Source organism: Streptomyces sp. NPDC003284 (assembly GCF_053589675.1).
Genome location: NZ_JBSFSI010000015.1, coordinates 201,541 through 227,010, shown reverse-complemented (window position 1 = coordinate 227,010; position 25,470 = coordinate 201,541). Strand labels below are relative to the sequence as shown.

General features: G+C 71.0%; 14 protein-coding genes. 7 read left to right on the top strand and 7 right to left on the bottom strand.

Going from position 1 to position 25,470, the window contains the following annotated elements; all coding sequences use genetic code 11:
• Positions 1 to 24: 24 nt before the first annotated feature.
• On the top strand, positions 25 to 7,317 hold the full coding sequence (locus ACWDYF_RS27935; protein ID WP_451584307.1) for a hypothetical protein: 7,293 nt from the start codon (positions 25 to 27) through the stop codon (positions 7,315 to 7,317).
• A 75-nt stretch (positions 7,318 to 7,392) separates the two neighbouring features.
• On the opposite strand, the gene ACWDYF_RS27930 is transcribed toward ACWDYF_RS27935, so the two are convergent.
• On the bottom strand, positions 7,393 to 7,752 hold the full coding sequence (locus tag ACWDYF_RS27930) for a hypothetical protein (protein WP_389468328.1): 360 nt from the start codon (positions 7,750 to 7,752) through the stop codon (positions 7,393 to 7,395).
• A gap of 331 nt (positions 7,753 to 8,083) precedes the next feature.
• Between ACWDYF_RS27930 and ACWDYF_RS27925 the strand changes: the two genes are divergently transcribed.
• Positions 8,084 to 8,623, top strand: a complete 540-nt coding sequence (locus tag ACWDYF_RS27925; RefSeq protein ID WP_026252431.1) for a CGNR zinc finger domain-containing protein — start codon at positions 8,084 to 8,086, stop codon at positions 8,621 to 8,623.
• A gap of 62 nt (positions 8,624 to 8,685) precedes the next feature.
• Here the strand turns inward: ACWDYF_RS27925 and ACWDYF_RS27920 are convergent, their stop codons facing one another.
• The gene (locus ACWDYF_RS27920; RefSeq protein ID WP_389468324.1) at positions 8,686 to 9,261 is read right to left on the bottom strand and encodes a TetR/AcrR family transcriptional regulator; all 576 of its coding nucleotides are present in this window, start codon (positions 9,259 to 9,261) and stop codon (positions 8,686 to 8,688) included.
• A gap of 421 nt (positions 9,262 to 9,682) precedes the next feature.
• On the opposite strand from ACWDYF_RS27920, the gene ACWDYF_RS27915 reads away from it, so the two are divergent.
• Positions 9,683 to 10,117 (top strand): hypothetical protein, encoded by a 435-nt coding sequence (locus ACWDYF_RS27915; protein WP_018567190.1) that lies wholly within the window; start codon positions 9,683 to 9,685, stop codon positions 10,115 to 10,117.
• A gap of 150 nt (positions 10,118 to 10,267) precedes the next feature.
• Positions 10,268 to 12,985: an AAA family ATPase gene (locus ACWDYF_RS27910; protein ID WP_389468314.1), complete on the top strand. Its 2,718-nt coding sequence runs from the start codon at positions 10,268 to 10,270 to the stop codon at positions 12,983 to 12,985.
• A 667-nt stretch (positions 12,986 to 13,652) separates the two neighbouring features.
• On the opposite strand, the gene ACWDYF_RS27905 is transcribed toward ACWDYF_RS27910, so the two are convergent.
• The 3 genes from ACWDYF_RS27905 to ACWDYF_RS27895 all read right to left on the bottom strand — a co-directional run bounded on the left by ACWDYF_RS27905 (position 13,653) and on the right by ACWDYF_RS27895 (position 20,153).
• The gene (locus ACWDYF_RS27905) at positions 13,653 to 16,451 is read right to left on the bottom strand and encodes an AAA family ATPase (RefSeq protein ID WP_381741622.1); all 2,799 of its coding nucleotides are present in this window, start codon (positions 16,449 to 16,451) and stop codon (positions 13,653 to 13,655) included.
• A 199-nt stretch (positions 16,452 to 16,650) separates the two neighbouring features.
• Positions 16,651 to 18,918, bottom strand: a complete 2,268-nt coding sequence (locus ACWDYF_RS27900) for an ATP-binding protein (protein WP_389468306.1) — start codon at positions 18,916 to 18,918, stop codon at positions 16,651 to 16,653.
• Positions 18,919 to 19,229: 311 nt separating this feature from the next.
• Positions 19,230 to 20,153: an NmrA family NAD(P)-binding protein gene (locus tag ACWDYF_RS27895; protein WP_389468375.1), complete on the bottom strand. Its 924-nt coding sequence runs from the start codon at positions 20,151 to 20,153 to the stop codon at positions 19,230 to 19,232.
• Between the two features lie 130 nt (positions 20,154 to 20,283).
• Here ACWDYF_RS27895 and ACWDYF_RS27890 point away from each other — a divergent pair, with 130 nt between their 5' ends.
• The 3 genes from ACWDYF_RS27890 to poxB all read left to right on the top strand — a co-directional run bounded on the left by ACWDYF_RS27890 (position 20,284) and on the right by poxB (position 23,448).
• Positions 20,284 to 20,859, top strand: coding sequence for a TetR/AcrR family transcriptional regulator (locus ACWDYF_RS27890; RefSeq protein ID WP_389468301.1), 576 nt, complete (start codon positions 20,284 to 20,286; stop codon positions 20,857 to 20,859).
• Between the two features lie 285 nt (positions 20,860 to 21,144).
• The gene (locus ACWDYF_RS27885; protein WP_037891982.1) at positions 21,145 to 21,618 is read left to right on the top strand and encodes a Dps family protein; all 474 of its coding nucleotides are present in this window, start codon (positions 21,145 to 21,147) and stop codon (positions 21,616 to 21,618) included.
• 96 nt (positions 21,619 to 21,714) lie between these two features.
• Positions 21,715 to 23,448, top strand: coding sequence for a ubiquinone-dependent pyruvate dehydrogenase (poxB, locus tag ACWDYF_RS27880; RefSeq protein WP_018567196.1), 1,734 nt, complete (start codon positions 21,715 to 21,717; stop codon positions 23,446 to 23,448).
• 63 nt (positions 23,449 to 23,511) lie between these two features.
• On the opposite strand, the gene ACWDYF_RS27875 is transcribed toward poxB, so the two are convergent.
• Both ACWDYF_RS27875 and ACWDYF_RS27870 read right to left on the bottom strand, forming a co-directional pair.
• Positions 23,512 to 23,898, bottom strand: coding sequence for a hypothetical protein (locus ACWDYF_RS27875; RefSeq protein WP_018567197.1), 387 nt, complete (start codon positions 23,896 to 23,898; stop codon positions 23,512 to 23,514).
• A gap of 188 nt (positions 23,899 to 24,086) precedes the next feature.
• Positions 24,087 to 25,433 (bottom strand): cytochrome P450, encoded by a 1,347-nt coding sequence (locus tag ACWDYF_RS27870; protein ID WP_389468295.1) that lies wholly within the window; start codon positions 25,431 to 25,433, stop codon positions 24,087 to 24,089.
• Positions 25,434 to 25,470 lie beyond the last annotated feature (37 nt).

Genomic DNA, 25,470 nt, shown 5'->3' with positions numbered 1-25,470 from the left:
ATGATGATCATCGAGCAGGTCATCATGTTCTTCGCGGAGCTGGCGCTGATCGTGCTCCTGGAGATCTTCAACCCGCTCCAGGCGGCGTTCGAGAAACTGGCTCTGGAGATGACGTTCGGGGAGCTGTTCGCCCATGAGCTGATGCAGCTCGCGGTGCGCACGGCGGCGCAGATGGCGTCGATCCTGGCGTTGAACGTGGTGATCGCTGCGGCGCTGGACGGTCTGACGCGGTGGATCCTGGCAGGGCAGGGCCGGCACACCGCGCACGGGGACCAGTACCGTGACCAGTCGCTGAAGTTCGGTGCGATCCAGGGTGCGGTCTCCTCGCTGGTGCCGTTCGCGCTGGGGCCGATCGGCAAGGGCATCGGGAAGCTGCCCTTCTTCGGGCCGAAGGCGTTCAGGAACATCCAGCAGATCATCGGCGGGGCGCTGCACGGCCCGTCCCCGGTGCGGGCCGGTGCCAAGGCCGCCCTGGACGGCGGGGAGAGGACCGTCCTGTCCGGCGGGGGGAAGAGCGCCGCCGTGTCCGCCTCGGGCGGCGCGGTCACCGGTGGGGTCAAGGGCGCGGGCCGGGGCGGGCTGGGTGAGCTGTGGGACGATCCGCTCAACCGTGAGCTGCTGTCGGGCAACTGGTTCGGGCGCGGGATCGGGAGCCTGTCCGTGCCGATGGCGGTCCGGCTGCAGAACGAGGTGGTAGGGCGCGGGGCGCGGCAGTCGTTCCGCAACGCGGTGGGCGACCAGTTCGCGCGGGCCTTCGGTGAACGTCTGGGCTGGCGGCAGGCCCGGGAGGCGGGCCGGGCGTGGGCGGACACGTTCATGGCGCACGCCGGACGCGGCCCGAAGACGCTGGGCCGGGAACTGGACGCCGCGCTGTCCTGGATGCCGGCCTCCATGGACGCACTGCGCGGTGCGCTCTCGCGCGACCTGGCCGGCGCGCTGCCCTCACCGTCGTGGATGAAGTTCGTCCGCGCCTTCCCCGAGGCCGGGCTCCAGGCGGCGGCGATGAACCTGTCGGAGGGCTTCTTCAACCTCGACGAGCTGGGCAAGTTCACCACCACGTGGATGACCACGGCCGGCGGCGCGGGCGCGGCGTTCGGCAGCGCGGTCGGCCATATCGGCGCGGTCAAGCTCGGCCACTGGCTCAAGGGACGCCTCGGCTTCGACCTGCCCCAGCACAAACCCCCGCTGGCCGGTCTCACCCCCGAACAGCTCAACAGGACGTTCCGGCCCGGCCCCGCCGCAGGCAACAGCCACCAGCCCGGCGACGACAACGACGCCCCGCCCCGCCCCGCCCCCGCCCCCGCCTACCACACCGCCCCCGCCCCCGGCCCCTCGGAGAGCATCCTCGTGCCGGCAGGCATCCTGCCCACCACCGGCACAGGCACCCCGCCCCCGGCAGCTCCCCAGGCACCCTTGTTCCCCCCTGCGGGACAGGTCCGGCTCACCATCCCCGACCACCTCACCCTCCACCACACCACACCCGATGCCGTGCACACGGCGGAGTGGCCCGCGCCCCCCGCCACCCGCCTCACCACCGAATCCGGCGCTGCCCACTCCCCGCTCGCGACCGGGAACCGGGCCGCCCTGGCGGAGTCCCTGGACCGCCGGCAGGCACCCGAGGAACTGACCCGGCACGACACCGACGACGCCGACCGCGCACGCCTTCTCCTGGAACGCCCCGCCGCGGCCCTCGAGGCCATGCAGCACCTGCGGCAACTCGCCACCGAAGCAGGCATCACCCCCACCGACCAACGCCGCCTCCTCGCCGACGCCGACCGGGCCGTCGCCCGCCGCGATTGGCCCCAGGCTGCCACCCACCTCACCACCGCACGTGACTACATACAAACCCTCCGCATGACCCACGGCGAGAGCCACGACAACACGTCTGACTCCACCGTCGCTGTCCCTGACATCGAGGGCGGCGGGTACGCCCCTATCTTCTCGGCGGCAGCCCGTCCGGGGGAACAAATCTCCCACAACTTGGCCACCGAGTCGTCGGGCCACCCTGGGCACGCCACCACAGCGAACGGTGACACGGCACCCGGCCAAGGACGAGAACAACAGCAGGTCCGACTGCAGGAACTGAAAGAAAAGATTCGTCGATCCGGTGAATCACCGCAAACCGGAGAGCAGGCAATCAGCCCTGTCCTCGCATCTTCCGCCACTGACACCGAGCTCTCTCTTCCGGTACGAGGTGGCCCGTTCACTCTCGGGCCTCTCTTCGACGCACGCCGCGTGTACAACGAACACGGTCATCAGCGCACCGAACTCGAGATCCGTATCGCCTTCACCGGCCCTGCCGCCGACGCCCATACCGCAGACGCCCTTCGCCGGGCTCGAACCGCAATCACGCAGCGCTTCAACCGTCACCCTCACCAGCTCTCTGTCGTTCTGCGTCAGGTCACCGCCGACGACCGCCCTCACCTCACGATCAATCTCACCAGTACAGCCCGAACCGGCGACACAGGGGACACAGCCGTCCCGGGTCCGCCGCAGCTTTCAGCGTGGCCTGTGTCGACCGAGTCGGCGCACTACGCCGACCTCATCGGCCGGTACACCCGTCTGGACACCGCCACCTTCGAGGAGGACATCCTTGTCCCCTTCCTCAATCAGCCCTACACACTCCACATCGACGATCGCGACGGCATCCCCGCTCACGTGCGCGTCCACCTCAGGGTCGCTCGCCCCCCGTACGCGGCGGGCTCTGGCGAATGGGCCGCCGACAGGTGGGCTGCACACAACTGGTCCCGCCTCGACGACATCGAGCAGGACGTCAGTCGCCTCGTCACCGACCACCTCAGCCGCAACAGCGACGTAGCGGGCAGCGTGCCGGTGAGCGTCACGACGGAGCTCATCGACGCCGGTCACCTACGTCCCGGCGAGCCCGCCATTCACCTCACCGACCTGGCGAGGGGCGAAGTCAGCGCCCGCGATCACCTCCTCGAGGACCTCCTCACCGACCTGGACCACTACCGCGACGACCAAACTGGCGACGCCCGAACCCTCGTCGAATCCGATGTGCACACCGACACGGAAACCGTCGTCGGAGCCGACTACATCGCCTTTCTCAACCAAAAGGGAAAGTCTTCAGCGGTACACCCCTTGGATCATATGCAACGTCAGCCGCCCTCGGCCGCCGTTGTATTTACGATGCTGCAGAGCCTCTCAGATAATGAAACCGACAGCCTCTTCGGATCGCCTCCTCCCAGTCCGGACAGGAGTCCGCAGACATGGAGATCGTCTCTCACCTCGATGTCTGACAGTTTCAACAGAGAAACGATGGACGAGAATAGTAGTGACGACGAGTGGCTCGCATCAGCACTGCGTGACTCCTCGGAGCACGACTCGGACGAGAGCAGCGATGCTGATGACCTCATGAGCGAGGATGATGACTGGCTCACACAGGCCCTGAGGGAACCGAGTGTCGAAGCAGATTCGATTGAGGGGCACTCTGGGGAATGGCAGGCTGACCTCACACCAGTTCCGGAAATACCTGCCATCAATGTGGATGAGACCATCTATCCAGCTAGTCCCGCAGCACATTTGAAACTTGGTGCACTTGCCCAGCAGGAATGGCATAGTGCATCGCCGACCCCCATGTCGTGGGAACGTCAAAATCTATTCCGCCTCTCCGGTGCGCAGAAGGAAAATATCTTCGAACTGCTCGACCGCATTCGTCACAGCCGTCCTACCTTTGGCGGACTATGGGATCACATCAGGGCGACCATGAGCGGTATAGAGGTTTCCGGGGAGGGACTCCGTGCAATTAACCTCCAATATTTGAGCCGGCTGGAAGAAGTGCCGACGCCAAAGACGCTACGGGGCATGGAAGTCAGTGCTTGGTTTGCCGAAGAGGAGAACTATGGACACACGCCAGCCGGTTTCGGGTACGCGAGTAGAGCGCCTTTTCGAGAGGTGTATCTCTTCAGTGAATGGTTCCTTAAAATTAAGGACAAGGGAGTCTCGACTGACAGGATACAACCGGAGGTTATCTATGCGCTGAGAGAGGGGGGAATCGAGCTGGAGGAACGAGCGGCTCCACGAGGAAAACGCAGGCTTTTCCTAGCCGATAAGTACCCGTCGCGTAGGTTTAGTGCTGCTATGGCTCGACGCATCGTTGATATTCACCATACATGGAATGAGGACCTTAGGGAGCCGCCCCGCGCCGTGGCTGAGGGAACGAGCTCGGCAAATAGCTCCTCACGCGAGGCACGTGGTGCAGGACCTTCGCAGGCTCGTCAGACTCCTGGAGCCGTTTCAGCGCGTGGGCAACAGGAAGATTCGTCTGCACTGATCATTGACCATGTGCAGGACGAACCCCGACTCGCCCGGGAGTCTTTCGAGCCGACCCCGGGAGCGACTCTGTTGTTCAAAATCGTTAATGCAATCCTGGAGAACAGAGGTGAAGAGACGCTGACCACGCGGGAAGAACAGGAAATCCTGAGCCACATGGGCTTCTCTCTGCCTCTTACTCCGGGATTCGAAATCGCAATGGATGTTGCGGATCATATCTCGGGAAGGCGCGGAACTTTCCATGCTACAGTTCCCAGTGCCCCAGAAAATGGAAGTATTGAGCTCGATTCTGATATGTCGGGTCTGGAGGTGCAGATCCATCGAGTCGCCATACCCAAGTCACCGGAGGAAAAGAGCAAGAGTATACTAGAGGACTTTCTGATCGACACGCTTTTCCACCGCGGGGACGGTTCTCAACGTGTGGCCAGACTGCTCAGAGCACTCGACACACACCGCATCGACTCGGCGGTCACACATTTCCAAGTCGACTCCGCCCCTGTGTCACCTGACGCACAAAAAAGTCCAAGTGTTTCCGCCACCCGCCCGGTTACCATCCGCGGCCTAACCGGCCCTGCCGGATCGGCAAGCGCGGAGGATGTCTTCGCCACCCTTACCGAGGCTGCGGCAACGACGCCCGTTCCACCACGGCATGCGAACGAAGCCAACCCCATGAGTAGTCCTCTCAGCTCCCAGTCCGGCCTTGCAGCGCTGGAAGGCGATGCCGACATCATCGTCGGCGAGATCACATCCCCCTATGATGCCTGGAATGACTACACTCGCCAGCACCCGGACGACGCCGAAAGGCTCCTCCACTTCGCTGCATCACAAATACCCGAGCACTGGGGCGAAAGTCACGACGCCATCAAGCGAGCCTACGGTCAGCTCACCCATGATCAACGTGGCCCGAGACTCAATACAATGACAAAGGCGCAACTTCTGGTGACGCTCCTGCTTCACGGGCACGCCCGCACCGGAATCATGGAGGGCGGTCTCCCTCCTCGCTCCGAGGAAGCACCGGGTTCGGAGGAAGCATCAGGAAGCAGTGCACCGCAGGCAAGTCTTGCGCTGGATCTCCAGTTGATGCCATTGGTAGCCGGATTCGACGAGACCGATCGTATTGCCCCGGGACCGATTGACATGGCGATTGCCAAAGCGCTGGCGGCACGTGGCCCTTCGGCGGGATTTGAAGCGACTATGGGAGCTGAACAAGCAGACCAAAGTCCTCATGAGCGAAAAGAAAGTTCAGAGGACGAAGATATATTCGCTGTGCTGTCGGCTCTGCGTCCGCCGAGCATCTGGCGAGATCAACTAGGAGTTGCCCGGACTGCTGAATTGGTGGCGCTGGTCAGATATGGGAAGCGCGTTACGGGCGCTGCCAACATCACTGATGTCATCGGGCAGGTCCAACAAGATCAATGGTTCCATACTGATGGGATCATACTCGAGGAGGCCAGTGGAAAAGATTTTATTTGGCTTATAAACAACGCTTATGACACTATCCGCCATTCTCAGATGATGATACCCAGCGGTCGAGATCTGGTGATCGCTCGGCTCCTAAAACAGACGGACGATCCTATGGCCGGACGATCCGATTCCCATGGTGTATCCCTGATCGATGAAGAGGAATTTCGGAGCGCTCCTTCTGAACTTGAAACAGAATTGGCCCGTTTCAATGACGAAGAAAATCGATACTACCAGATGCTTCGTCAGCGACTCATCAATTCTCAGGAAGATCTGGAAATTTTCGAGGATTTGCGGACGCGTGCGGTATGGAATGAACTGTCTCCCGAGCAGATCGCTGTAATGGTGATGGTCGAGCGTCATGGGCGTCAGATCGCGGAGAGTGAGCGCACGCATCTTTTCAAGCGGCTCAGACGGGATGAACTGGATTGGGTGGACGAATATCCTATTCCAAGCGATGAGGAGATGGAGGAGATTATTGATCGCGCTCACGCCTACATGCGCGAAGAAATGGATATCACGATAAATGTGAACCTGGACCATGAGCATGAAGGTGTGCCGATCATCGAGTCGATGTTGTCCGACCCTGAGGCGCGAATATTCCGCAATGCCTGGGAGGTGAACCGTAGCGGTCCTTATATGAACTATCGCGGCAGCACCGAAGAGCGCCTTGGGTACGCCGCATCACTCAAGCGAGGGTTCGGCAGCACTGACCCGCTATTCACTCCTGTGGGCGAGGAGCGAAAGAACCTTCCCGTATATTCTGCCCTGAGCTTTCCGGATGCGCTAAAGGGTGCTGCACCACAATACGGATCGACTGTATTCCGACTGAAGTCCACTGTCCGTGAGCGAGTCAGTCATACCCCCAAGGACAGCATGGGAGGCGACTTCGGAAGAGACGGGACGCGGAGTTTGACCGGTCCGAACCATCTTATCCCGCTTCTCTCGCGAGGTAAATCGGAAACAGTCAGGAGAGTTTTTGCTGAAGCGACTGGCTTTAATTTCGACTCGGCGGAGTTCTACCAGCCTGATCCTGGCGACTACTTCGAGTCACAGGTGCATGGTGACGTCAAATGGGATGATGTCGACCTGATAAGGATGGTGCCTAAGCATGATGGCGAAGTGTCCTTTTATCGTGAGTATGAAAACAGACTCAAAACTTTCGCCGAACAGCATGGATTCACATTCCGGGTCGAGGTTCTGACCCTCGAAGAAATCGCTGAGTATGAAGAATGGCTTCCCCATTACAAGATGGCGCCCGCTCAGGCGATACGCTTTCATGCTGACCGGATCGCTGTGCACCTTGCAGCCACTTCCGTCCCAGAGGGACGACTGGCATGGCATCTGGAAGAACTATTTTCGCTGGTTTCGTCGGATTCGCTTCAAAGTATGGAGGAAGCATTCCGTGAAGCGACGCAAGGAGGCAATCTTCTCGAGTACCTGCGTCAGGCAGTCGAAGCCGGCCGTCTGAGTGAAGAGACCGGTCATCAGATCATGCGGGCTCTGACCACTTCTGCACAATCCGCCGGAGCGACTGACGGGCAGTCGGCGGCGCTCGGCTGAATCAATGACCGGCGCCGCCGCCTCCGGTCCAGGAGGCGGCGGCGCGGCGGTGCGGCCGTTCCGGGCGGTGTCACCTCACGCCGGGACCACCCGGTAGCTCAGCATGTTCCAGGGCAGGTTGCTCTGGGCCAGGGAGCCCGTACGGTACGGGTGCGGGCCGGTGCAGCCGGCGCCGGAGTACAGCTCCAGGGACCAGGAACCGGAGGCCACCTGCACCGATACGGCGGGCTTGGACAGGTTGTGACACGTCCCGGCGTCCCCGAGGTCGACGTTGGTCACGGTGCCGCTTCCGGTGGGACCCGAGTAGAGGTAGGCGCCGTTCTGGAGGGGCGGCCAGCCCGTGGCGCCCGCTGTCCCGGCACCCAGGCCCAGCAGTGCCGCGGCGGCGGTCAGCGCGGCGGCGGCACCGGCGATCTTCGACTTCGGCATGAGCATGTTACCCACCTTGTCCTGTGTGGTGATGAACGAGCGAGGAATGTGTCGGGACGGCCCGACCGGTGCCGTCACACACAGATGCTTGCACCTTCAAGCATGTGTGGGTGAGTGCGGATCTCGCCATCGGAGGCCGTCCGGGATGCGCAGATAACGCGGCCTGTATAGGGACATATCCGCACGAGAGTTACTCACATGTGTGGCTGAAAACAGCGGTTCTCGGGTTGCCTCGCGTCGCGAGATTTGACCAACGACACATCGCGTCGGCCTTCCGTCACCGGCTCGGGGGGTTACCTTAAAGGGTGGTACTCAAGTCACCTGTCAGGAGAGTGATGTGAAACATGTATTTCTCTGCGGGACGCCCACGCTCGACTTCGTGGGCACCTTGCAGGCACGGAGCGCCCCGGCCCCGGTGGAGCGGATCGGCTCCCCGCGGCTCCTCGACTCCTGGTTCGTCGCGTCCGGACTGGTCGACGAGGCGCCCGGGGCGGCGGAGGCGGACGTCCGGGCCGCCCTCACGCTCCGCGAGTCGATCTACGCGCTGGTCACCGCGCGCCGCACCGGCGCGCCGCTCCCCGCCGACGCGATGGCCGCGGTGAACCGGCAGGCCGCCCGGACACCCGTGTCGGTACGGCTCGGACCGCGCGGGACGAGCCGTACGGGCACCGCTTCCCAGGCCCTCGCCGAACTGGCCCGCGAGGCGGTCGGCCTGCTCGCGGGGGCGGAGTCGGTCCTGCTGCGCGAGTGCGCGCGTCCCGGGTGCACCCAGGTCTACCTGGACCGTTCCCGGGGCCACCGCAGGGAGTGGTGCGCGATGAGGACCTGCGGCAACCGGGTCAAGTCGGCCGCCCTCAGGGCACGGAGGCGGCAGTGAACACACCTCACCCGCGAACACACCTCACCCGCGCCGGGCGCGGTGCCCCGCCCCCCGGCACCTCAGTCCAGCACGCGCAGCGCACCCGACACCGCGCCCTCCAGGAACACCTGGTCGGCACGTGCGTTCCCCATCACGTGCAGCCCCTGGACGAAGGTGACGAGGAACCGGGCGAGTTCCACCGGACAGCGTCCGGCGCCCAGCTCGCCGCGTTCGGCGGCACGCTCCAGCGCGCCCGTCAGCACCGCCTCCGCCGCGGCCATGGTGACTCTCACCTGCGCGACCGTGGCGTCGTGCGCGGCGCGTTCCGTCGCGGCGTTCACCAGCAGGCAGCCGCGTTCGGGGTCCGCCACGTCGTCCGCCACCAGCGTCAGCAGTAACGCGCGCAGCGCCGTGCGGATGTCGGTGTCCGCCTCCGTCAGCCGGGCGAGATCGGCGACCAGGGCGGCGCAGTAGCGCTCCAGGGCCTGGGCGTAGAGCCCGTCCTTGGAGCCGAAGGCCGCGTACAGGCTGCCGCTGCCGATGCCGAGCCGGGCCGTGAGCAGGGGCAGGGGGGTGGCGTGGTACCCCTGCCTGCGGAAGAGGTCCATGGCCCGCTCCACTGCCAGGCCGGTGTCGAACGCGCGAGGGCGTGCCATGGCTCAGTCCTTCCTTCGCCGGTGCTGCGCCGACGGATGGGATCCGGTGGTGTCCGGCCGGATCCGGACGAGCGCGGGAAGGCCCTGGGGCCCTGTCGGCACACCGGGGAAACCCCTGGGAGCCGGCGACGGAACACGGTGCCGACTCTGGCAGGCGGGGGACCGGGAGGCATGAGTCGATCGACTGTCCTCCTGGAGAATCACGTGATGTCAAGGCACCTCTCCGGCGCATATGTACGGGTGTGTCCGACAGGTTGGCGCCGACGGAACTCGACGTTCCTGTTCTCGCCGTGCACCATGTGCCGCCGGGGCAGGTGGAACGGAACCGGCTGAGTTTCGGACCAGCGGAAACAGGGGCATGCTGCGCAGGTGTTATCCAGCTAGCCTCGACGACAGTGACGGCATCAGCCCGAGGACGAACATGCAGCTGCATCTGAAGCACCCCCTGGAGCCCGCAAGCGCGCCCCGGCACGCAGCTGCCATCGTCGCGACCGCAGCCGACATCAGCGGCGCGGAGCTGGACTACACCCCGGAGAGCCTCGACGTGGTGGAGGGGATCGTCGACGGCTTCCGCGCGGAAGGTGCCACCGGTGAGGAGATGGCCGAGTCGCTCGTCGCCTTCGGCTGCTACATCGGCGAGATGCTGACCCGCCGGGCCGGCGGGGTGTGGCGGCACGGACCGGGGCCCTCCGCGACCGCCTCCCCGCTCGTGGTGGAGCTGCCCGGCGCACGGCAGTGCTGCCCCATCGACTGGGTCTTCCACCGCCTCGAATGCGGGGACCACGTCAGCATCCGCGGTCTCTACGCGGACGCCGACCCCGGGGCCGCCCACCTGGGCGACGTCGCTCGGTGTTAGCATCCGACCTGCCCTTTTGGCGGCGGACGGGAAGCTGATCGCGGTCGCCCCGCGGCCTCCGGGCCAGGAGCACCGCCGGCCTGCCGGGCGCGTGTGTGTCGAGCAGGGACGCACCGCGGCTGCTGGAGGGACGGCGGAGAAGGGCACGGGATGAGCGCGAGGCTCGGTTCGGACGACACGCGTCTGATCGGTCGTGCACACGAACAGGAGCAGGTGGCCGCGCTGCTGGCCGCCCTGCCCGCCGGCGGACGGGTGCTCCACCTGAGCGGAGCCCCCGGCACGGGCCGCTCCGCCGTCCTGCGGTACGCCGCCCGCACCGCGGCCGACCAGGGCGTACGCGTACTCACGACATCCTGGGCCCCGGCCGAGCAGGACATCCCGCACGCCGCGCTGCACACCCTCCTGCGCCCGCATCCGGCCCCGCCCCGCACCCTGTCGGAAGCCGACCACGACACGCTGGAGGCGGCGTTCGGCGGCGACCGGGCCCCGGCACCGGACCGGCTCGCGGCAGCCGTGCTCGGCCTCATCGCCCAGGCACCGGGACCGGCCCTGGTCTGCGTGGACGACCTCGACCGCATCGACGCCGAGAGCCGCGCGGCCGTACGGGAGATGGCCCGGCTCTGCGCCGGCACCCGGGTCGGCATGATCGTCGCCGAGCGGACGGCCCCCGACGCCCCGCTCGCCCCGGCCGCGCTCGCCGTCACCCTGGGCCCGCTGTCCGGCCCCGAGGCCCGCGCACTCGTCGAACACGCCGGACGGGCCACCGGATACACCGAGACGGAACTCGTCGTCGCCGTGGCCGGGGGCAATCCGCTCGCCCTCACCGAACTGTCCCTGGGCGACGGCGCCCCCGGCGACACCGCCGGACTCGGCCTGCTCCCCGCGACACCGCGCATGGCCCAGGCGTACGCGCAGGACCTGGCCGAACTGCCGGAGCCCGCGCGCCGCGCCCTGCTCAGCGCGGCACTGAGCACCTCGTCCCTCACCTGGGACGTGCTGGGCGCCACCCGGCACGTCCTGGGCAGCGGCGACGCGGCACGCGACGGACTGACCGAGGCCGTCCGGCGCGGCCTGCTCGCCGAGGACGGCCGGAACCTGCGCTTCCCCCGGCCGCTCGTCCGCCCCGCCGTCCTGCACCTGGAGTCGGCCGCCCGGCGCATGGCCGCCCACGCGGCCCTCGGACGGAGCGTCACGAGCCCGCCGCACGCGGCCTGGCACGCCGCCCAGTGCGCGGTGGGCACCGACGAGGACCTCGCCGCCCGCCTGGAGGAACTGGCCGGACTCGCCAGCGCGGGCACCGCCGTCCTGACCGCCCTGGCCGCACTGGAGAACGCGGCCCGCCTCTCCCCGGACCCCGCCCGCCGGGCGGCCCGGCTGCTGCGCGCCACCGAACTCGCCTGCGACCACGGCCTGCGCGAACAGGCCCTGCGGCTCGCCCGCGGCATCGACCCGGCCGGACTCGGCACCTACGGCCGCGCCCTGCTGCTGTGGGTGCACGAACTCCTGCCGGGCAACTTCGTGGCCGGGCGGGAGAGCATCGCCGGACTGTGCGAGGCGGCCCGCGCGGTCGCCGCGACGGACCCGGAGCTGACCCGGAAGCTGCTGCACGCGGCGGCCCGCCGGTGCTGGTGGCACCAGGCCGGACCCGACGAACGGCGCCTGCTCACCGACACCGTCGAGGACCTCAGGCCCCGCCCGTGGGACGCGCGCGACATCGCCGTCATGGCACTGGTCGAACCGCAGGCGGTGCCCGACGAGGACACCCACCGCGTGCTGCGCCGGCCCGGCGGCGCGGACGTCGGGCTGCTCGGCCAGCTCGCCCACCTCGTCGGCGACCTCGGCCGCGCGACCCTGCTGTTCCGGGAGGCGGAGCGGACGGCCCGCGCCGAGGGACGCCACGGGCGGCTGCCGCAGATCCTCGTGCCCAGGGCACTGGAGGAGATCTGGCTCGGCGCCCAGTGGCACACCGCACGCGACCTGGCCGACGAGGGCCGGACGATCGCCGCCAGGACCGGGCAGACCGACTGGGTGGCCAGGGCCACCGGAGCCCTGGGCGTCGTCGCGGCCCTGCGCGGCGAGCACGAACGGGCCCTGGAGTGCGCGGCGGAGGTCGAGGAGGCGTCCCTGCGCCTCGGCCAGAGCCGCCAGCTCAGCCTGGCCTCGCTCGCCCGCGCCCTGACGGCGTCCGGCACCGGACGGTACGCCGAGGCGTACGCCCAGCTGCGCTCGATGGTCACCGAACCGTCCGCGCCGTACTCCTACGAGCAGTTCTGGGGCCTGGCCTTCCTCGCCGAGGCGGCACCGCCGGCCGGTGAACAGGACGACGCCAGGGCCGTCGTCGCCCAGGTCGAGGCCGCCACCCGCACCGGCCGGACCCCGCTGCTGCGGCGGATCCTGTCCTACGCGGACGCGCTGATCGGCCCGGACGAGGAGGCGGCGGAGCACCGCTACCGCGAGGCGCTGCGGCCCGGCATCGAGACCTGGCCGCTGCTGCACGGCATGACCCTCTTCGGCCACGGCGCCTGGCTGCGGCGCAGACGCCGCGTCATCGAGTCGCGCGAACCGCTCGCCGAGGCCGAGTCCCTGTTCCGTACGCTCGGCGCGGAGCCCCGCGCGGGGCTGGCGGCCACGGAGCTGCGGGCGGCCGGCCGGCCCGCGGCCGAACCCGACGCCGGTGACGTCTCCCGGGTGCTGTCGCCGCAGCAGCTCACCATCGCCCGGCTCGCCGCCCGCGGCCTGTCCAACCGGGCCATCGGCGAACAACTGCGGCTGTCCCCGCGCACGGTGGCCTCCCACCTGTACCAGATCTTCCCGAAGCTGGGCGTCACCTCACGCGCCCAGCTCGCCGCCCGGATCGGCACGGACTGACCGGCCGGTGGCCGGTGATCGGTGACCGGGGCGGGGGAGCCGGGTGGGCTGTCCGGGGCACCTGGGCGGGCCGCGCCCGCGCGGTCGTACGCCGCTGACCCGCGCGGCCGTCCCGCGGCACCCGGGGGAGCCGCGTCCGGCGGGGCGGCCTGCCGCCCGGACCCGGGGCCCCGGGTCCCGCGCGGAGCGGTCGTCCGCCGTCCCGGCGGCCCGGCCGGGTGTCACCTCGCATGCCCGGCTCGCCGCGTGGACCGGCGGGACCGACCGTCCGGTGCCCGGCGCAGCCACCCGGGCCGGGGCCGCCCCGCAGCACCCCGGCGGGCCGCGTCCCGCGCCCTCGCGCCCGGCCTGCTCGGACGTATCCGCCGACCGCCCCGGCCGCCCTGTCCGCCGAGGCGATCTGCTCCGTGGGCCCCCCGTGGGCCCGGACTCGGACACCGGCGCCCGCGTGGGGCGGCCTTTCGCCGTCCGGGCGGGCCGTCCCGCGGCACCTGGGGGAGCCGCGTCCGGCGGGGCGGCCTGCCGTCCGCACCCGGGATGCCGGGGACCGCGCGGGGCGGGCTTTCGCCGTCCGGGCGGGGCGGCGGGTGTCAGCTCGGGTGGCCGGTTCGCCGCGCGGAGCGGAGCGGTACGGGACGGCCGGACGGTGGCCGGTGCCGCGTGTGGATCAGCCGGGCAGGCCGTCGCGGAGCACCTCGGTGAGCTGCGCCCGCGCCGTCACGCCCAGCCGCGGGAAGATGCGGTAGAGGTAGGCCCCGATGGTGCGGGGCGAGAGGTGGAGGAGCTCGCCGATCTGGCGGTTGGACAGGCCCCGGCCCGCCAGCTCGGCCACCCGCAGTTCCTGGGCGTTGAGGACCTCGCGCACGGCGGTCCGCCGCCGCGCGCCGGGCGTGCCGCTCTCCGGGCGTTCGCCGGAGGCCCGCAGCTCGGCGGCGATCCGCGCGGCCCGCGCGTCGGCACCCGTCATCGTGTAGAGGGCCGCCGCCTGGCGCAGGCTGACCCGGGACTCGGCGAACTGGCGCCGCAGCCGCAGCCGCCGCCCGTGCGCCAGCCGCAGCGGGGCCTCCAGGAAGGGCAGCCGGGCCAGATCCATGGCGAAGGCCCGCTCGTACAGCGGCTCCGCGTCCCGCTCGTCGGCGAGGACGGCCCGTGCCACGGCGAGCCGGGCGGCGACCAGCGGCGCGCACTCCGGGCCCAGTTCGCGGGCGAGCCGGTCCAGCGTGGCCCGTGCCTTCCCGGCCGCGTTCACGGCGACGGCGGCCTCCGCGTAGGGGATCAGCGCGGGCATCGCCGCCGTGGGCCGGTCGGGCGCGGTGAGCAGCGACGTGAGCGCGGCGAACCCGGCGCCGAAGTCACCGCCTTCGACCAGGGCCCAGCCGCGGCCCACGGCCAGCACGCTGTCGATCGTCGGCAGCGACCGCCGCGCCTCCTGGAGGCCCAGCGGGTCGGCGGGGGGCGCCGTGCCGGTGCGCAGCGCCCGGGTCAGGTCCAGGAGCAGCCGGGCCGCCGCCCGGTGGTGGGGCCGTCCGTACTCCTCGGCGAGCCGCCCCGACTCACCGAACGCCTGCTCGGCCTGGCCCCAGTCGCCCATGGCCAGATGCGCGAGGCCCTGCCGGAACACGACCCGGGCCAGCCGTTCGGGCAGATCGTGGAAGCGGTAGCGGCGCTCCGCCTGCCGGTGCAGGTCCAGCGCGCGCGGCGGGTCCCCGGCGAGCAGCGCCGCCTCGCCCAGCCGTTCGAGATCGCGTACGGAGGTGTCCGTCAGACCGTGGAAGGCGGCCAGCCGGGAGACGACGGTCCCCGCCCGGCGCACCGGCGCCACCTTGGCCATGGCGTGCAGCAGCCGCGGGTCGCCCGCCCGCTCCGGCAGCGCGTCGAGGAACGCCAGCAGTTCCGCGGCGCGCGCGGGGTCGCGCGCGACCGAGGGCGCCGTGAGCCGCACCAGCTCCAGCGCGCTCTCCTGCTCGGCGGCACCGTCCGGCAGGGGCCAGGACCCGGGACCGGACGGCAGCTGTACGCCGTTCTCGCCCGGCCAGGCCAGGACCTGGGCGCAGAGCACCCCGAGCGGCCCCAGCGGATGGCGCAGCGCCCGCAGCGCCAGGGTCCGCGCGATGCGCTCGAAACCGAGGTCGTCGGCGAGCTGGGCGGCCCGCAGGGTGCACAGCCCGCGCTCCTCGGGCGTGCGGTACAGCTCGGCGGCCCGCCGCAGCAGACGTACGGCCATCGGCGGTTCGCACTGCTCCAGCGCGCGGCGGTGCGCGGCCTCCAGCCGGCGGGCCAGCTCCGGGTCGGGTCCCTCCACCGCCTGCGAGAGGTGCCACAGCATCCGTACCGACTCCGGGGGCAGTACGGCGGCCAGGGCCGCGTGCGCGGCGCGGCAGCGCTGCGGCGCGACGTCGTGGACCACGGCCCCGGCCGTGGCGGGGTGGCCGAACCGCAGCCGCATGCCGTCGAAGACCACGAGGCCGTCGCGTTCGGCCGGTTCCGCCGTGGCGAAGTCCAGCTCGGCGCCCGCGATCCGCGACGCGGCCGACAGCAGCAGCGGCAGCTCGCCCGCCGGGTGCAGGGCCGCCACCAGCAGCAGGTCCCGGGTGCCCGAAGGCAGCCGGGAGACGCCCGGCGCCATGGCGGAGGCCAGCCGGTCGGAGGAGGCCGGCACATGGGGGAAGTCGTCCTCGGAACGGGTGGGCAGCTCAAGGAGCGCCAGCGGGTTCCCGGCGGCGGTGGCCAGCAGCTCGCGCACGGCCTCGGCGTCGTTGCCCGGCCGCCGCGCCGCCAGCAGCGCGGCGGACTGCACCGGCGACAGCGGGCCCAGCGGCAGCTCGGGAAGACCGGCCAGGGCCGTCAGCCGCGTCCGGTGCGGACGCGAGGACAGCAGGAAGCCCATCGCCCGGCCCTCGGCGCGGCGCGCCACGAAGGAGAGCACCTCCCGGCTGGGCCGGTCCAGCGCGTCCCAGTCGTCGACGGCTATCAGCAGCGGCTGCTCGGCGCTGACCGACTCCAGCACCCGGAGCACCGCGAACGGCAGCAGCGACCGGTCGTCGCGGGGCGCGGCGGCCCCGTCGATCAGCAGCATCTCCAGGGCGCGGAGCCGTCCGGCCGCCGACGACCAGCCCGGAGTGCCGAGGACGGGCCACACGATCTGGAGCAGACCGGACAGGTCGGACGGGTGGCCGCCCCGGATGCCGGTGCAGCGCAGCACCCGTATCCCGGCGGCCGTCGCCCGCTCGACACAGGCGTCCAGCAGCGCCGACTTCCCCGAGCCCGCGTGCCCGCACAGCACCCGGGCCGCGCCGCGCTCCAGCGACTCGCGCAGGAACCCGTCGAGCTCCCGCAGTTCGCGCTCGCGGCCGACGAGGCCCGAGTCCCCGGGCGCCCTGCGGGCCAGGGCCGCCGCGAGCGGCAGCACCGGACGGCGCTCCTGCGTCCCGGCAGGGGCAGGGGGAATCTCGGTCTGCGCGTTCATGGATGACCCCCGATCTGCGGCGAACGGCCCCACCGGATTCCCGGGAGCGCTCTTCTGCCTGGGTCCATCCCACCGGAAGGCGTACCCGCGGAACCAGGCAGTTCGCATGCAGCTTGCCGCTTCCTGCTTCTTCCTGCCGCAGGCGCAAGAACCGGTCGCCGCCGCGTCCGCGCAGGTCAGAGCCGTTCGGCCGGGCCCCTCAGCGGTCCGCTCCGGGCCGCGCGCCCACGGCCCGCGCCTTGGCCCGCATCGCCGCGGCGCGCGGACTGCCGGTCTCCGCCAGCAGCTCCGCGGCCCGCGTCCAGCCGGCCCGCGCGGCCGCGGCGTCCCCCAGCTCCAGCTGCGCCGACGCCAGGTGGTCCAGCACCTCGGCCTGGTTGTAGCCGTCCAGGACCTCGCCGTACAGCTCCAGCGATCTGCGGTAGTTCACCACCGCGGCGTCCAGATCGCCCAGCCGGTGCAGCGCGTAGCCGATGCTGTCCCAGGTCGCGGCCTCGTTGCGGAGGTTGCCGTTGGCCTGGAGGATCGGCAGCGCCTCCTCGCACATGGTGATGGCCTCCCGGTACTCGCCGAGCAGGGCCAGGTACCAGCCGACGGCGTTCAGTTCGCGCGCCACCTCGTTGCGTTCCGGGAGCGTACGGTAGACCGCCAGCGCGCGCCGGGCGTGGAGCAGGGCCTCCGCGTGACGGCCCTGCCGGCCCCGCACCCAGCCGATGCTGCGCTCGGTGGCGGCGCGCTGCGCCGGGGCCAGCCGGTCCAGTTGCCCGAGCATCAGGCGGACCTGCTCGTCGGCCTCGTCGGCCTGCCCCGTCTCGGCCAGCGCGCGCGCCAGACTGGCGCAGTTCACGGCGATGGCCGCCGGGTCGTCCAGCGCGAGCGCCGCCTCCAGCGCGACACGCTTGGTGGAGACCTCCTCGGCCCAGCGGCCCGTGAAGGAGAAGTAGCCCACCCAGTCCGCCGTGAGGTCCGTGCGGCGCCGCAGCAGCCGGGGATCGTCCAGCGAGGTCAGCGCGGCCATGACCGTCGCCTCCTCCTGGCGGTACCAGTCCAGTGCCTCGGCGCGGTCCTCGATCGCGACCCGCACCACTCCCGGCGGCAGCCCGGCGGGTCCGGGCTTGGGCCGGGTGTCCAGCACCCGGGCGGCCGCCGCCGCGTTGTGCCGCAGATAGTCCAGCAGCCGGGTCTCGGCGCCGTGACGGTCGTCGTCCTCCTGGGCGCGCAGTTCGGCGGCGTAGGCGCGGACCAGGTCGTGCAGGACGTAGCGGCCGTCGGCGTCCCGGGACAGCAGGCTGGCCGCGGTCAGCTCGCGCAGATACCGGCGGGCCTCGGCCATCGGGACCCCCGCCAGGGAGGCGGCGGCCTCGGCGGACGCCGCCGGACCGGGGTGCAGGGACAACTGCCGGAAGAAACAGGCCGTACCGGCGGAGAGCGCCCGGTAGGACCAGGAGAAGACGGCCCGGACGTCGCCCCTGCGGTCGTCGGCCGACAGGGCGTCGAGCCGGGACGCCTCCAGTTCGTGGACGGCGGCCCGCAGCGGCAGGTGCGGAGCGGCGCTGAGCTGCGCGCCGACGACGGCGACGGCCAGCGGCAGGTGCCCGCACAGCCCGGCCAGCCGGGCGGCGGCCCCGGGCTCCGCCGCGCACCGCTCCTCGCCCACCCGCGCGGCCAGCCCGGCGACGGCCTCCTCCTGGCTCCACACGTCCAGCCCGACCAGCGTGGCGCCCTCCCTGGCCGCCAGGCCGGACAGCTGGTTGCGCGAGGTGGTGATCGTCAGACACCCCGCAGAGGCGGGCAGCAGCGGCCTGACCTGCTCCGCGTCGCGTGCGTTGTCCAGCACCACGATCAGCCGCAGGGAGCCGGTGTGCTCCCGGAACACGGCGGCCCGCTCCTCGGTGCCGGAGGGGATGTCGCTGCTCGGCACGCCGAGCGCGCTCAGGAATCCGCCGAGCGCCTCACCGGGATCCAGCGGTGCGGAGTCCTCGAAGCCGCGCAGGTTGACGTAGAGCTGGCCGTCCGGGAAGCGGTCGGCCACCTGGTGCGCCCAGTGCACCGCGAGCGTGGTCTTGCCCACCCCGGCCATGCCCCCGATCGCGGATACGACGACATGCCCGCCATGCCCGCCGTGCCCCCCGCCCGCCGCGACCCGCTCGCCGAGGCCGCCGACGGTCGCCAGAGTCTCCGCGCGGCCCCGGAACACCGCCAGGTCGGGCGGCAGTTGCTGGGGAACCTGCCGCGGGGTGCGCCGCGCGGACGAGGTCGCCTGGAGCAGCCGCCGCCGTTCGTCCTCGTCCAGCTCCAGCGCGTCCAGCAGCTCGGCCAGCGTCGCCTGCCGGGGAAGGCTCCTGCCGCGTTCCATGTCGCTGATGGCCCGCACGCTCACCCCGGACGCGTCCGCGAGGCTCTCCAGGGTCAGCAGCGAACGCTGCCGCGCCTGGCGCAGCAGCCGGCCGAATGTGCTCTTGTCCATCCCCACCCCCGGGGAACCGCACCCCGACGCGCCTGCCGTGTGTCCGCCGGTCCCGCTCCGCGACGCCGCGGAACCCCCGGATATGGATTGAACATTAAAGCAAGCCCGTGGGGTACGGACGCCCCCGCCCGCCATCCGGACCGCGGGGGCGCCGCCGGGAGGCAGGAGCGGGAGCCCGGACCCGAGGACGTGGTCAGGCCGTCGAGCCGGGGCGCGGGCCGGGTTCGCCGCCCTCCGGGCCCACGGTGCGGTTCCCGACCTCCGCACCGGGGCCGGGACCGCGGCGGCGCGCCGACGTCACACGTGCCCGCTCAGGCGGCGGCCCGCAGGTGTGTGTGCGCCCACTCCTCGAAGCCGGTCGGCTCGATGCCCAGCGCACGGGCGAACCGCGGCCGGGCCGGCTGACCGAACACCTCCATGAACTCGTGTGTGGCGCCCATGTCTCCCATACCGGCGGCGCGGGCCTGTTCCTCGGTCATGTCCGGGGCCGTCAGCGGGACGCCCAGGGCGCGGGAGAGGATCTCGGCGATCTCGGTCATGGTCAGGTGGTCTCCGGCCAGCTCCAGTTCCACCCGGTGGAACTCGGCGGGGGCGGACAGGGCGGCTGCCGCGGCCCGGCCCACGTCCCGGACGGTCACGAGCGCCAGGCGCGTGTCCGGTCCGACGACGGTGACCAGACCCCCTTCGACGCCGCGGGGGAAGTAGAACCGCTGGGACGGCTCGAAGTTCTCCATGAAGAACGACGGCTTGATCAAGGTCCAGGAGGGGAAGTCGAGTTCACGCAGCCGGTCCTCGATCGCGGCCTTGGTGCCGAGCGGGGCCTCCATCGCGGCCCAGCGTCCTTCGGCCCAGCCCGGAGCCTTGGTGTGCCGGCCGACGCCGCTGGTGGAGGACTGGACGAACTGCTCCACACCGGCGGCCCGCGCCGCCGTCATGAGGTTGTCCGCCTGGCTGACCTCACCGGCGAAGTCGAACCCCTGCTCGGTGTACGCGGGCATCTGCACGGAGAACACGGCCCGCACACCGGCCACGGCCGCCTCAAGGGTCGCGGGTTCGGTGAGATCGCCCACGAACAGGGCGGCGCCGAGTTCCTCGACGGCCCGTGCCCGGGGCGTGTCCGGATCGCGCACCAGGGCGCGCACCGGTGTTCCCCGCGCGAGCAGGGCGCGGGCGGTGGCGCCGCCCTGGCGGCCGGTGGCACCGGTGACGAGAACCGGTGGTGCGGCAGTGGTCATGAGAACCGGTGGTGCGGCAGTGGTCATGAGTGCATCTCCTCGGCGGTCACGCACCATAAACGGCGGGGCCCGCCGTTTCTTGTTCGCTACGATATGGCGGGCCCCGCCGCTTATCAACATCGGAGAGAGCATGACCGGCCGACGCTCGGACGCCCGCCGCAACCACGCACACATCCTCGCCGTGGCCGAGGCCGAGGTGGCCGCCCAGGGAGCCCAGGCGTCCCTGGAGCGGATCGCCCGCGTCGCAGGCGTCGGATCAGCCACCGTGCGGCGCCACTTCCCCACCCGCAAAGCGCTGCTCGAAGCCGTCTTCCGGCAGCGCGTCCACGCCCTGTGCGAGCGCGCTCACACCCTCTGCGGCGAGCACGACAGCCGCGCGGCGCTGGTGGCATGGCTGCGCGAGCTGCTTGCCTACTCGCTCGCCGCGCGCGGGCTCGCGGACATCCTCTCCTACGAGCCCCTCCGGGACGAGGACCAGGACGAGGCCGGCGAGGACTCCTGTGCGGCGGCCCTCGGCGCGGCCGGTGCCCTGCTGCTGCGCAAGGCCGTCGAGGACCGGGCGGTTCGGGCGGACATCACCATCGACGATCTGCTCGTACTGATCGTCGGAATCGCCCTGGCCACCGAGAACTACACCGACCCGGCGGTGCACGCGGACCGCGCCTTCCGGCTCGCCGTCGCGGGCTTCGGCGCCGACGGCGCCTGAGCATCCGCACCCGGCCGCCGCAGCCCCGGTCCTACGGCGGCTGCGGGTTCACCTCGGCACCGCCCCCCCAACGGCCGCCGGGTGCACACCTGCGCACCTGCACACCTGCACACCCCGGCGGACGGGCGGACGGGAGCGGACGGACGGACCAGCAACCCGGGCACCAACGGTCACCGGACGGATCGATCGGCAGTCAATCGATCGGCAGTCAAACGACTGATCCGCCGCCACCGGCACGGCGAGCAGGATGGGACACACCCGCCAAGCACCAGGAGAGGACCACACATGTCTGTCATCCGCAGCCCGCTGCCGGACAAGGAGCGCGAGATCGCGGGGGACGCCCTCCAGGCGACCCTGGTCGATCTGCTCGATCTGTCCCTGGTGGCCAAGCAGGCGCACTGGAACCTGTTCGGACCGCGCTTCCGCTCCATCCACGAGCAGCTCGACGAGGTGGTCACCACCGCGCGCGACTACGCCGACACGGTCGCCGAACGCGCGGCGGCCCTCGGCGTCGCCCCCGACGGCCGGGCCGCGACCATAGCCGCCACCAGCGGCGTCCCCGGCTTCCCGGAGGGCTGGACGAAGGACACCGCCGTCGTGGAGATCCTGGTCCGCACCTTCTCGACCGTCATCGAACGGGTGCGGCAGCGGATCGAGGACACCGGGCACGCCGACGCCGTCACCCAGGACCTGCTGATCGGCCTGACCGCCGACCTGGAGAAGCAGAGCTGGATGTTCCAGGCGGAGAACCGGACCTGAGCCGAGGAACCCGGCCCGGCCCCGCGCGGAGCCGGGCCGGGCGCCGCGCACCGGCACCGAAGGTACACACCCGACGGACGGAAGGCACACCCCCCCATGCACACGATCGCCGACCACCTCATCGCCTCGCTGAAGGCCAGTGGCGTACGGCGCCTCCACGGGCTGCCCGGCGACTCCCTCAACGGTCTCACCGACGCGCTGCGCCGCGACGGCGAGGTCGACTGGATCCATGTACGGCACGAGGAGAGCGCCGCGTTCGCCGCGGCCGCCGAGGCCGCGCTCACCGGTGAACTCGCCGTCTGCGTGGGCAGTTGCGGGCCCGGCAACCTGCACCTGGTCAACGGCCTCTTCGACGCCCAGCGCAGCCGCGTGCCCGTGCTCGCCATCGCCGCCCAGATCCCCGGCCCCGAGGTCGGCTCCGGCTACTTCCAGGAGACCCGCCCGCAGGAGCTGTTCCGCGAGTGCAGCGTGTACGCGGAGGTGATCAACAGCGCCGAGTCGGCTCCCCGGATCCTGCGGATGGCGATGCGGGCGGCCGTCGAACGCAACGGGGTGGCCGTGGTGGTGGTCCCCGGCGAGATCTTCCTCGCCAAGGCGCCCCAGGACACACCGCCCACCGTGGTCCGCGCGGCCCGTACGGTCGCCCGGCCCGACGAGGCGGACCTGAGGGAGGCCGCCGCGCTGCTGAACGCCGGGCGGCGGGTCACCGTGCTGGCGGGCGCGGGCGCGGCCGGTGCCCACGACGACCTGGTCCGGCTCGCCGAGGTCCTCCAGGCGCCCGTGGTGCACACCCTGCGCGGCAAGGAGCACGTCGAGTACGACAACCCCTACGACGTCGGACTCACCGGATTGCTCGGCTTCGCCTCCGGCTACAAGGCGATCGAGGAGGCCGACACCCTGCTGATGCTCGGCACGGACTTCCCCTACCGCCAGTTCTACCCACGGCACGCGAAGGTCGTCCAACTCGACCTGCGCGGCGAGCAGATCGGCCGCCGCACCCATGTCGACGTACCGCTGGTCGGCAGCGTACGGGACACCCTGCCCGCGCTGCTGCCGCTGCTGACGGCCAAGCCGGAGCGGGACCACCTGGACCGGGCCCTGGCCCACTACACCCGGACCCGCAGGTCACTGGACCGGCTCGCGGACAACGACCACGACCGCACCCCGGTCCACCCGCAGTTCGTGGCGAGCACGATCGACCGGCTGGCCGCCGACGACGCCGTGTTCACCACCGACGTCGGCTCGCCGGTGGTCTGGGCGGCCCGCTATCTGACGTTCAACGGGCGGCGGCGCCTGCTCGGTTCGTTCAACCACGGCTCGATGGCGTGCGCGCTGCCGCACGCGGTGGGCGCCCAGGCGGCGTACCCGGGGCGGCAGGTGGTCGCCCTGGCCGGCGACGGCGGACTCACCATGCTGCTGGGAGAGTTGTTCACGCTCCGGCAGAACAGGCTGCCCGCCAAGATCGTCGTCTTCAACAACGGCTCGCTGAACTTCGTCGAGCTGGAGATGAAGGCGGCGGGCGTCGTCAACTTCGGTACCGCGCTGGACAATCCCGACCTCGCGGCGGTCGCCTCGGCGATCGGACTGTGGGCAAGGCGGGTGGAACGCCCCAGCGATCTGGAGGGAGCGCTGAAGGACGCGTTCGCGCACGACGGACCCGCCGTCGTCGAGGTCATGACGGCACGTCAGGAGCTGTCCGTGCCGCCCGCGATCACCGCCGAGCAGGCCAAGGGCTTCACCCTCTACGCCATCCGCACCATCCTGTCCGGACGCGGCGAGGAACTGCTCGACCTGGTCTCCACCAACGTCGCCCGGCGCATCCTGCGCTGACCCCGGCCCGCTGGGTACGGCGTGGGCCGGTTCCCCTCGCCGGGGGAGCCGGCCCACGGTCCGTCACTGCCGGCGGAAGCTGTGGGCCGGGCCGTAGGAGAGCCACGAGTGGAAGTCGCCCGCCGGTTCGGTCAGCAGGGCGCCCGTGCAGTCGGCGTTCTTGTAGTACGTGACCGGCCTGTCCGTCATGTTGAAGTCGGCGAGGACACCGAACGGTGTGGTGACACACCCGCTGTCGACGTCCTGGTAGAGGGCCACCTTGCCGTCGAACCACTGCGTCTCGAAGACGCACACGTTTCCGCTGTTCACCGTGACACACCGCTCGTCGGCCCGGTCCAGGAACGTGGGGCCGGATGTCGCGGATGCCGTGCCGGTGGCCAGCCCCAGCAGGGCCGCGGCGGCGGCCGAGGCGACGGCGACGGTGATACGTCTGTGCTGCGAACTGCGCATGATTCTCTCCTCATGGGGACGGGAGTGGGACCGAAGTGCACACGTAGCCTGCCCGCACACATGGAAGTTTTAGATACTTCAACTATTTTTGGCTTGATCTGTTGGTCCGTGTGCACCGCGCGGCACCCCCGGCGAACCACACATGTGTGCCCTGTGCAGGCGGACCGGGGGGCGGGCCGCCGCGGTGGTCACGTCCTCCCGGTGCGTGGCCGCAGCCGGATCCGGCCACCCCGGGCCGGGACGAGCGTCACCGAGACCAGCCGCGCGGGCTCCCGGGGACCGGCCGGCTCGGGGACGGCCGCCGCGAGCACCACCCTCAGCACGGTCTCGATCTCCAGCTGGGCCAGCGCCACCCCGATGCAGCGCCGCACACCCCCGCCGAACGGTGTCAGGGCGTACGGCGCCGGATCCGCGCCCAGATGCCGCTCGGGCCGGAAGTCGTCCGGCCGCGGCCACAGCTCGGGGTCGAGATGGGTGAGCGGGAACAGCGCCGCGACGAACGCGTGCCGCGGCACCGGGCGCCCGCCGAGCATCGTGTCCCGGGCCGCGGTGCGCATGGCGTTCCAGACGGCGGGGCGCAGCCGGCCGGACTCCTTGACGGTGGCCTTGAGCAGGCGGTCCGAACCGGCGTCGAGATCGGCGATCAGATCGTCGCGCGCGGCGGGGTGGTGGGCCAGCAGGTGCAGCGTCCAGGCGATCGTCGTCGCCGTCGTCTCGTAGCCGGCCAGGACGAGACCGGTCAGCTCGTCCAGGAACTGCGCGTCGTCCAGCCCGGCGCCCCGCTCGTCGCGCGCGTCCAGCAGCAGGGACAGCACGTCGTCGCGCCGGGTGCGGTCGGGGGCGGCTCGGCGGGCGGCGATCTCCTCGCGGGTCAGGTCCAGCACGGCGCCGCGCAGCCGGTGGAACCGGCCGCCCGGCGAGAGCGGCCCGAGGTCGCGCCGCAGCGGCTCGGGCAGGAACAGGTACACCAGGTTGCCGGTGGCGACGAAGGGGCCGAGTGCCTGCCGGAAGGCGGCCGTCCGGGACGGGTCCGTCAGGCCGAGGACGACCCGCAGGATGACGTCCAGGGTGAGCCGCTGCGCCCAGGGCCGCACCGGCGCCCCGCCGCCGGACAGCAGCGCGGGCAACTGGGCCCCCACGAGTGCGCGCACCCGCTCCGCCCAGACCGCGATCCGCGCGCCGTGGAACGACGGCAGCAGCAGCTTGCGGTGGTCCAGGTGCACGGGCGGCGGGGTGCAGATCAGCGAACCGGCACCGACCGCGGGCGCCAGCAGGGCGGCGGCGTCGCCGCCCGTGAACCGCTCGTGGTCGGTCAGCACCGCCCGGTTGGCCGAGGCGTCGGCGGCGCACACCAGCGCGCCGCGGTAGGGATGCGTACGCAGCGAGAAGACCGGCCCGAGCCGCGCCCGCAGCGAGCGGGCGTAGCCCTGGGGGTCCATGAGCATCCGTGCGGTCTGCACGGCGCGTGGGGCGCGGGCGGCCGGCGGGAAGCGCCGGGGGTCCCACGAGGGCTCGCGGGTGAACGCGTCGTTCATGGCCGTGGTGCTCCTCGGAGGTGGTCGCGGGGCGGGG